The sequence below is a fragment of the Arthrobacter sp. ZBG10 genome (assembly GCF_001238605.1).
Taxonomy (GTDB): domain Bacteria; phylum Actinomycetota; class Actinomycetes; order Actinomycetales; family Micrococcaceae; genus Arthrobacter.
Genome location: NZ_LFQH01000077.1, coordinates 1 through 8,978, shown reverse-complemented (window position 1 = coordinate 8,978; position 8,978 = coordinate 1). Strand labels below are relative to the sequence as shown.

Genomic DNA, 8,978 nt, shown 5'->3' with positions numbered 1-8,978 from the left:
TCTGCCGTTGGCGGCGCGGGTGGCGCGTTGGGTGACGGAGAGCGGGTCCAGCCGGTACGCGGCGGCTTTGGTGGCGGTGGTGATGGTCCTGTTTCCGGCTCCGTGGAAGGTTCCGGTGTCCGGGGCGAGTTCTTCGTCGACGGCGGCCCGGTCCGCGGCGGTGAGGCAGGCTGTTTCCTTGGCGATGAGGGTGGCCCGCCATTCGCTGAGTTGGCCGGTATCCAGGGCGGTAAGGGTGTGCGGCATTTCCGTCACGAGTGCGCGGGCCAGTCCCAGGTAGCGGCTGCCCCGGGTGGGGGATTCGCGTCGGGCCAACGCGATCTGCGCCGCGACGCCTTGGCCCTGCTCTGCGGCGGGCACCCCGGCCCCGGCCTGGCGCTGCCGTTCGAGGTGGTCAAAGGCGATGCTAAGGCGGGCCTGCGCCGCGGCCGCAGCGGATTTCAGGTCCTCCAACCCACGGATCTGGTCAATCAGGCCCGCACCCGTGGCCGCCGGCCGCAAGGACCGCACCCCGGCCACCAAATCCTGCACCCCGGCGGCCAGGTCCTCCACCCCTGGTTCCCGCACCCGGAGTTCCTGCACCCCCTGCTCCCGGCCGCTGGCGAGGCTGAGGGCGGCGGTGCGTGCCGCCGTCGTCAGCTTCATTGGTTCCGGAAGGACCTCCATAGCCCAAGTATTCCAGCACCCTACGACATTTCCGCTGGCCCCCAAACGCACCCAAAACCAGGAAACGCCGGCCCGGAAAAAGGAAATGAAGGGGACTAGTCGAGAAGTGCCCGGCGCAGGGTGTCGAGCCCCACGGAGCCCACGTTCAGGGCCCGGGTGTGGAATTCCTTCAGGTCAAAGGCGGGCCGGGTTTCAAGTTCGGCGCGGATCTGCTCCCACAGGCGCTGGCCCACCTTGTAGGAAGGGGCCTGGCCCGGCCAGCCGAGGTAGCGGGCAAACTCGAAGTTCAACTGGCCCTCGCTGATGGGCAGGTTTTCCTTCAGGAAGGCGTAGCCCTTGTCCGCAGTCCACGTGCCTGAGCCCCAGCGCGCGGGGATTTCGAGCTCCAGGTGGACGCCGATATCGAAGACCACGCGGGCGGCACGCATCCGCTGCATGTCCAGCATGCCCATGTGGTCGCCAGGGTCCGAAAGGTAGCCGAGTTCCTGCATCAGCTTCTCCGCGTACAGGGCCCAGCCTTCGCCGTGCCCGGACGTCCAGCACACGTTGCGGCGCCACTTGTTCAGCAGTTCCCGGCGGTAGGTGGCGGTGGCAACCTGCAGGTGGTGCCCGGGCACCCCTTCGTGGAAAACGGTGGTGGTTTCGGCCCAAGTAGTGAAGGTGTCCTCGCCGGCCGGAACGGACCACCACATGCGTCCAGGGCGGCTGAAGTCATCGGAGGGGCCGGTGTAGTAGATGCCGCCTTCGTCGGTCGGGGCGATGAGGCACTCGAGTTCCTTCATCACCTCCGGAATATCGAAGTGGACGCCGGCCAGGTCCGCGATGGCCTTGTCCGAGAGCTCCTGCATCCACGCCTGCAGCGCGGCGGTGCCTTTGAGTTGCCGCGCCGGATCGTTGTTGAGGATTTCCTTGGCTTCGGCAACGGTGGCGCCCGCTTTGATGGTGCCCGCCACCTGCTCCTGCTGGCTGATCAGGCTGTCCAGTTCGGCAACGCCCCAGGCGTACGTTTCTTCGAGGTCAACGGTGGCGCCCAGGAAGGAGCGCGAAGCGAGGGCGTACCGGGCCCTTCCCACGGCGTCTTTCTCCGGCGCAGCGGGCAGCAGTTCCGTGGTGAGGAATTCCGCAAGGCCCAGGTAGGCGCGGCCGGCGGCGGCAGCCCCGGCGTCGAGCTTTTCCTGGGTTTCCGCCGGAAGCGGACCGTCAGCGGTATGCGCCCCGGCAGCCAGCTTGGCGAAAAACCCGTCGGCTGCGGCGTAACGCGAGGCCTGTTCGACGACGATCCGCACCTGCCGTGCCGCGGCAACCAGTCCGGCGTCGCGGGCCTGCCGCAGGGATTCGATGTAGCCCGCGATCGCAGCGGGAACGTTGTGGGCGCGGCCGGCGATGTGTTCCCAGTCCTGCACGGTCTCCGTGGCCATCAGGTCGAAGATGGCGCGGATATCCTGGGCGGGGGAGGCGATGTTGTTGAGGTCGGCGTACTCCCACCCCGACGCGTGGATCAGCAGCTGCAGGCCCAGCCGCTCCTGCATGGCGTCGAGGGTGACGGCGTCAACGTCGTCCACCGGTTCCAGGCCCGCCAGTTCAGCCAGCGCCTCGCGGGCGGACGCAGCGAAAGCGGCGATGCCGGCGGGGGAGAAGTCCTGGTATTCCGTTTCATGTCCGGGCACGCCGAGGGTGGTGGCGAAGGATGGATTAAGCCGGATGAGGGTATCCGTGTACCTGTCGGCGACGGCGTCGATGCTGGTGTGCGGGCGGGCGGCAGGGGTGGTCTCTGTAGTCACCCTCCGAGACTAGCCGGATCGGCGCTGGCGAAACAGGAATCCGCGCCGGGCCTTCGCGGTCCGATCATGGAAGGACCGTACGCCCCGCCCGGCTCCCGCGGCCGGTCAAGTTCACAACGCGGCCCGGGCGGCATGGACAACCAACACCGGGCACTCGGCGTGGGCAACGCAGGCGGAACTTACCGAGCCGAGCAGCAAGCCGCCGAAGCCACCGTGACCGCGCCTGCCGACCACCAGCATGCCGGCGTCCTTGCCCGCGGACAAAAGGACCTGTCGGGCATCACCGTTCACCAGGCGGGTGCGCAGGTTTGGTGGCGGCGGGTTACCGAACGCGGCCACCACAGCGTCGTTGAGCGTTAGCCGGGCCTTTTCCTCGAAATGGCTGATCCCCATGACGGCATGGCCCTGCGCCATCTGCGGCGCGAGCCAGCAGGCCACGGCATGGACCTCAACATCCATCGCGGCGGCCAGCCGGTGCCCATGCTGGAGGGCTGCAACCGACGCAGGCGAGCCGTCCACGCCGACAACCACTGCAGTACCCATGCTGCTGAGCCTACACACGCTGCCGGGCGCATAATAGGGCCCCGGCCCATTGATTCAGCCGCGGCTGCGGCGCCACGCGCCGGGCCCGGGAGTGGGCGCCAGCCGCAGCTGGTGCCGGCGCACCCAGGTGCGTGCAGCCGGTTCGCTGGGCCGCTCCGGTCCGGCAGCGGCCAGGGAAAGGACGACGGCGGTCAGCGCCGCCAGCTCTTCGGCGTCCGGATTGCCCTTCACCACGGAAAGCAGGGGTTCGGCGGGTGCCGGGGTGCCGTCCCCGCTGGCGCCGCCGGTCACAGCGGGATGTTCCCGTGCTTCTTGGCGGGCAGGCTGGCCCGCTTGTCCCGCAGGGCGCGCAGGCCCCGGATGATCTGCAGCCGGGTGTCCGAGGGGGCGATCACGGCGTCCACATACCCGAGCTGGGCGGCCTGGTACGGGTTGAGGAGTTCCTCCTCGTACTGCTGGATTACTTCGGCGCGGCGGGCTTCAACGTCGCCCCCGGCTTCAGCCACACCGGCCAGGTCGCGGCGGTAGAGGATGTTCACGGCGCCCTGGGCCCCCATCACGCCGATCTGCGCGGTGGGCCAGGCCAGGTTGAGGTCCGCGCCGAGCTTCTTGGAGCCCATCACGATGTACGCGCCGCCGTAGGCCTTGCGGGTGATGACGGTGAGCTTGGGGACAGTGGCTTCGGCGTAGGCGTACAGGAGCTTGGCGCCGCGGCGGATGATGCCCTGGAACTCCTGGTCCTTGCCGGGCAGGAAGCCGGGGACGTCCACCAGCGTGATGATGGGAATGTTGAAGGCGTCGCAGTGCCGGACAAAGCGGGCGGCCTTCTCGGAGGCGGCGATATCCAGGGTGCCGGCAAACTGCAGCGGCTGGTTGGCAACGATGCCCACCGTGTGGCCTTCCACCCTGCCGTAGCCGATCATGACGTTGGGGGCGTACAGGGCCTGCATCTCCAGGAAGTGCCCGTCGTCAACGATCTGCCCGACGACGGTGCGCATGTCGTAGGGCTGGTTGGCGGAGTCCGGGACCAGCGTGTCGAGGGCGAGGTCGTCGTCGTCGATTTCCAGTTCCTGCTGGTGCTCCTGGACGGGAGCTTCGGCGAGGTTGTTCGACGGCAGGAAATCAAGGAGTTCGCGGACAAACTCGACGGCGTCCGCTTCGTCCGAGGCAAGGTAAGTGGAGGTGCCGGTGGTGGCGTTGTGCTGGCGGGCACCGCCGAGGGTTTCCATGTCCACGTCCTCGCCGGTGACGGTCTTGATCACGTCCGGGCCGGTGATGAACATGTGCGAGGTCTTGTCCACCATCACCACGTAGTCGGTCAGGGCCGGGGAGTAGGCGGCGCCGCCGGCGGACGGGCCCATGATCAGCGAGATCTGCGGGACCACCCCGGAAGCGTGCACATTGTTGCGGAAGATATCGGCGAACATGGCCAGCGAGGCCACCCCTTCCTGGATGCGGGCGCCGCCGCCGTCCAGGATGCCCACCACGGGGCAGCCGTTGCGCAGCGCGAACTCCTGCACCTTGACGATCTTCTCGCCATTGACCTGGCTCAACGAACCGCCGTACACGGAGAAGTCCTGGCTGTAGACGGCCACCAGGCGGCCATCCACCGTGCCGTAGCCGGAAACCAGGCCATCGCCCAGGGGCTTCTTCTTTTCCATCCCGAACGCGGTGGAGCGGTGCACGGCCAGCGCATCAAACTCCACAAAGGAGTCCTCGTCCAGCAGCAGCCCGATGCGTTCACGGGCCGTGTTTTTGCCCCGCGCATGCTGCTTCTCGATGGCCTCGGGGCCGGAGGGCTGTTCGGCACGGGCCTGGCGGTCACGGAAATCGGCGATCTTTCCCGCTGTCGTTGTCAGATCGTGGCTCATCAAGTGTCTCCGGCTCTGTTGCAGATTGGTTCTGTGGCGCAGTGCGTTGCTGGCGGGTTCCGGCTGGTGCTGCTTAAGTAGCTTCCGCACAAAGAACGGACCCTGCAGGCAAGTCTAATGAGGGTCTGGGCGCCTGCAGCTGTAGGGAACCTACAATTTTCTGCCGTGCCTCCACCCGCAACGCCTTGTTACTCGCCGGTAACTTAGTTGGGTTACAGTGGATTCATGACTTCGAGCGCCGACGCTTCCCCCGCCTTTGCCAGCCCCTACCAGGCCACCGGATCACTGCGGGGCCGGACCATCCTGATCTCCGGTGGGAGCCGTGGGATCGGCCTGGCCATCGCGGGCCGGGCCGCCGCTGACGGCGCCAACATCGTCCTGCTGGCCAAGACCGGGGAGCCGCACCCCAAACTTGCCGGCACGGTGTTTACTGCCGCGCAGCAGCTGGCGGACGCTGGCGGCCAGGCGCTGCCTTTGGTGGGTGATGTCCGCCAGGATCAGGACGTTGCCCGGGCCGTCGCAGCCGCGGAGGAACGCTTTGGCGGGATCGACATTGTTATTAACAACGCCTCCGCAATCGACCTGTCCAGGACGGATGCGGTGGACATGAAAAAGTACGACCTGATGCAGGACATCAACGTCCGCGGCACGTTCCTGCTGTCCAAGCTCGCCCTGCCGGCCCTGCGCAGGTCCGGTGCCGGCCAGATCCTGACCCTGTCGCCGCCCCTGAACCTCGACCCCCACTGGGCCGGGAGGCACCTGGCCTACACCATGGCCAAGTACGGCATGAGCCTGACCACGCTGGGACTCGCCGAGGAGCTCAAGGCTGATGGCATCAGCGTGAACTCGTTGTGGCCATGCACCCTGATCGACACGGCAGCCATCCGGAACATGCCCCACGGCGAGGCAATGGTCCGGTCCGCCCGCGGCCCGCAGATCATGGCCGACGCCGCACATGCCCTGCTCACAGGGGCACACCTCCAGGCCGGCGTCGTGTCCAGCGGGAACTTCCATACCGACGAGGAGATCCTCGCGGCGGCGGGCGTCACGGACTTCCGGCCGTACAGCATGGGCGCTGACGAGCACAGTCTGGTCCCCGATATCTTCCTCTAGGACGCCGCCCTGATTCCCCCGGAACCTGCCGCCCTGATTCCCCCGGAACTTGCCGCCGGGAATCCTTTGGCCTGCCGGCCGGCAGGGAAACCGCAGGCGGCGGGCGGCGCCAGTCGGTAGGATTCAGGCATGGTTGATGCACATAATTCCGGCAGCCCCCTGAACCGGTGGGACCTGGCAGAGCCGCAGTTCCTGGCCGCCGCCGGCATTTCGAGGATCGACGTGGTGGACTCCACCGGCTCCACCAACGCCGACCTCCTCCGGGCTGCCGGCGTTGACCCCGGGAACTGGCCGGACCTCTCGGTGCTGACCGCTGAATACCAGAGCGCTGCCCGCGGCCGCCTGGACCGGCAGTGGGAAGCACCGCCGCTCAGCGCCGTTTCCGTATCGCTGGTGCTCCGGCCCGTGAACGCCTACGGCCGGCCGCTGCCCACCCAGAGCTACTCCTGGCTGTCCCTGATCGCAGCCCTGGCCCTGCGGGACATGCTGCTCGAAACGGCAGGCCTCGCCGCCGAACTGAAATGGCCCAACGACGTCCTGGTGGGCGGCCGGAAAATCGCCGGCATCCTGGCCCAGCTGGGCCCCATGACAGATGGGACAGTGCCTCCGGTGATCCTGGGTACCGGCCTGAACGTGACGCTGGGCCAGGACGAACTGCCCGTCCCTACCGCCACTTCCGTGCTGCTGGCCGGCGGCACCACCACTGACCGGACCCTGCTGCTGAAGGGCTACCTCCAGCGCTTCGCCGTGCTCTACCGCCAGTTCTGCAATGCCGACGGCGATCCCACCGCCGGGATGGGCGGCGGGGCGTCCCTGCACAAACGGGTCGAGGCCAACATGGCCACCCTCGGCAAGCAGGTGCGCGCCCAGCTTCCCGGCGACCACGAGATCATTGGCCACGCATCCCGGCTGGACGAGTACGGGTCCCTGCTGGTGGTGGACCGGGACTCCCGGGAGCATGTGGTCACCGCCGGGGACGTGGTGCACCTGCGGCCCTGGCCCGCAGGGGACGGCTCCGGCACCGGCGGTTATGCGTAAGGAACTGCACCCGGGCGAGCAGGTCATTGTCTCCACCCGCCCGCAGCCGCGGAAACTCACCGGGGCCGCGGTGGCCTTCATCCTTGCGCCCGCCGTGGCCGCCTTCTGCGCCGCCTGGGTGGTCCGGGGCGGCGCCCGGCAGGCTGTGCCCGAACTGGACAGCCAATGGACGCCATGGCTGGTGGGCGCCTGCGTCCTGGCCGCGGCCTGGGTCTGGCTGGGCTACTGCCTGCCCCGGCTGCTCCGCTGGAAGCACACCCGCTACACCCTCACCAGCACCAGGATGGTGGCGCGGCACGGCCTGCTGAAACGGCACGACCAGCAGGTCAACCTGGCCAACGTCCGCAACGTGCGTGTCCACGAAACGCTGCTGCAACGACTCCTGCGCTCCGGGAATATATCCTTGGAAACCGGACAGCAAAGCGTGGCGACGTTCCAGGACGTCCCCGAGGTTGCCCGGTTCCGGGACTTCATCCTCGACGCGATCGGTGAACTCCCGGAAGACACTGGTCCCTGGCCGGGCGAAACAGTGGGCCATCCGGCCGGAGCAATGCCCTGGGACATGAGAGAAGGTGGACGCGATGAACGATGAGGACGAACAGGTTCCTGCCGTCGCACCCGCCGCAGCAGCCGACCCGCACCCTCCCACGGGCACCATGTCCGCGGAGCGCCTGGCCGTGAAAGCCCTGGAGGCCCGCCTGCTGGGCGGCGAACGCAAGCTCCGCCGTCGTGAGGTGGCCTCCGGCGCGGGACTGTCCCTGCTGTCCGCACGGAAACTCTGGCGCGCCCTCGGCTTCCCCAACTTCGGCGATGATGATGTCGCGTTCACCGAACGCGACCAGGCCGCGCTCTCCACCGTGGTGGACCTGGTGCGCTCCGGCATGCTCACCGAGGAAGCGGCGATTTCCGTCACCCGCGCCATCGGCCAGATGACCGACCGGATGGTGGTGTGGCAGATCGAGGCGCTGGTCGAGGACATGGTCCACGAACAGGGTGTCACCGATGCCGTGGCCCGCAAGCGCCTGGTCAACGAGCTTCCGGACATGGTCGACGCCCTCGAAGAGGTGCTGGTCTACTCCTGGCGCCGCCAGCTCAACGCCGGTGTGCAGCGCCTGGCCGTCCGCGCCGAAGCGGGGCTGCAGGCCAGCGAGGAAGGCCGCGAAGGCGATGAGGACGACGCGCCCCTGCCGCTGGCCCGCGCCGTGGGCTTTGCCGACCTGGTGTCCTACACCAGCCTGTCGCGCCGGATGAACGAGAAGACCCTGGCCCGCCTGGTGCAGCGGTTCGAAAACAAATGCGCCGAAATCATCTCCGTGGGCGGCGGCCGGCTGGTCAAGACCGTGGGCGACGAAGTCCTGTACATCGCCGAAACCCCGGCCGCGGGCGCGGAAATCTCACTGGCCCTGGCCCAGGCCCTGACGGAGGACGAAATCCTGCCCGAAGCGCGGGTGGCAATGGTCTGGGGCAGGATCCTGTCCAGGCTCGGCGACATCTACGGCCCCACCGTCAACCTCGCTGCCCGGCTCACCACCCTGGCTGAACCGGGAACCGTCCTGGTGGATTCAATGACAGCCTCGGCGCTGGAAAACGACGAGCGCTTTGTGATGATGGCGCAGCCGCCGGAAAACGTCCGCGGGTTCGGTGAGATCCGCCCCGTCCGGCTCACGCGAGGACTGGGCAAGGGCCTGATCCTGGACTGATTCCGGCTCCACGCGGTTTATCCACTTGTTGGCTTTACGCGGTATATTTGTTGCGCCCCCGCGTCGTTATGCCCGAATCCGGCAAGGCGGGGACCAACCGGGGGGAACCTTTTTATGAGCCGCAGCGGACAACCACGCGCGCGCCGCACACCAGCCGCCGCCTTTAACCGTTTCCGCCGGTCCGCAGCCCTTCGCGGTACCGTCTTCGGCCTCGCCCTGGTGGCCCTTGTTGTTGGCGCCGTGGTGTATCCGGGGTTTAAAACCAC

9 protein-coding genes are annotated in these 8,978 nt (G+C 67.8%); 4 read left to right on the top strand and 5 right to left on the bottom strand.

The window, feature by feature from the left end:
- The 5 genes from ACU18_RS17365 to ACU18_RS17345 form a co-directional block, all read right to left on the bottom strand.
- The coding region (locus ACU18_RS17365) for a DUF222 domain-containing protein (protein WP_231686121.1) at positions 1-666 on the bottom strand (666 nt) is incomplete at its 3' end.
- A gap of 95 nt (positions 667-761) precedes the next feature.
- Complete coding sequence (locus tag ACU18_RS17360) at positions 762-2,447, bottom strand: DUF885 domain-containing protein (protein ID WP_050687661.1); 1,686 nt, start codon at positions 2,445-2,447, stop codon at positions 762-764.
- Positions 2,448-2,558: 111 nt separating this feature from the next.
- Positions 2,559-2,990, bottom strand: a complete 432-nt coding sequence (locus ACU18_RS17355) for a universal stress protein (RefSeq protein ID WP_050687659.1) — start codon at positions 2,988-2,990, stop codon at positions 2,559-2,561.
- 54 nt (positions 2,991-3,044) lie between these two features.
- Complete coding sequence (locus ACU18_RS17350) at positions 3,045-3,281, bottom strand: acyl-CoA carboxylase subunit epsilon (protein WP_050687657.1); 237 nt, start codon at positions 3,279-3,281, stop codon at positions 3,045-3,047.
- On the bottom strand, positions 3,278-4,861 hold the full coding sequence (locus ACU18_RS17345) for an acyl-CoA carboxylase subunit beta (protein ID WP_050687655.1): 1,584 nt from the start codon (positions 4,859-4,861) through the stop codon (positions 3,278-3,280). The genes ACU18_RS17350 and ACU18_RS17345 overlap by 4 nt, the downstream gene beginning before the upstream one ends.
- A 225-nt stretch (positions 4,862-5,086) precedes the next feature.
- On the opposite strand from ACU18_RS17345, the gene ACU18_RS17340 reads away from it, so the two are divergent.
- From ACU18_RS17340 to ACU18_RS17325, 4 genes are all read left to right on the top strand, one after another.
- Complete coding sequence (locus ACU18_RS17340; RefSeq protein ID WP_050687653.1) at positions 5,087-5,974, top strand: SDR family oxidoreductase; 888 nt, start codon at positions 5,087-5,089, stop codon at positions 5,972-5,974.
- A 129-nt stretch (positions 5,975-6,103) separates the two neighbouring features.
- Entirely contained in the window at positions 6,104-7,012 is a 909-nt protein-coding gene (locus ACU18_RS17335) for a biotin--[acetyl-CoA-carboxylase] ligase (RefSeq protein WP_050687651.1), read from the top strand.
- On the top strand, positions 7,005-7,604 hold the full coding sequence (locus ACU18_RS17330) for a PH domain-containing protein (protein ID WP_050687649.1): 600 nt from the start codon (positions 7,005-7,007) through the stop codon (positions 7,602-7,604). Before ACU18_RS17335 ends, ACU18_RS17330 begins: the two co-directional genes overlap by 8 nt.
- Complete coding sequence (locus ACU18_RS17325; RefSeq protein ID WP_050687648.1) at positions 7,594-8,712, top strand: adenylate/guanylate cyclase domain-containing protein; 1,119 nt, start codon at positions 7,594-7,596, stop codon at positions 8,710-8,712. The genes ACU18_RS17330 and ACU18_RS17325 overlap by 11 nt, the downstream gene beginning before the upstream one ends.
- Positions 8,713-8,978 lie beyond the last annotated feature (266 nt).

Coding starts and splice junctions, on each gene's coding strand:
- ACU18_RS17355 (WP_050687659.1), bottom strand. CDS start 2,990: ATGGGTACTGCAGTGGTTGTCGGCGTGGACGGCTCGCCTGCGTCGGTT.
- ACU18_RS17345 (WP_050687655.1), bottom strand. CDS start 4,861: ATGAGCCACGATCTGACAACGACAGCGGGAAAGATCGCCGATTTCCGT.
- ACU18_RS17340 (WP_050687653.1), top strand. CDS start 5,087: ATGACTTCGAGCGCCGACGCTTCCCCCGCCTTTGCCAGCCCCTACCAG.
- ACU18_RS17335 (WP_050687651.1), top strand. CDS start 6,104: ATGGTTGATGCACATAATTCCGGCAGCCCCCTGAACCGGTGGGACCTG.
- ACU18_RS17330 (WP_050687649.1), top strand. CDS start 7,005: ATGCGTAAGGAACTGCACCCGGGCGAGCAGGTCATTGTCTCCACCCGC.
- ACU18_RS17325 (WP_050687648.1), top strand. CDS start 7,594: ATGAACGATGAGGACGAACAGGTTCCTGCCGTCGCACCCGCCGCAGCA.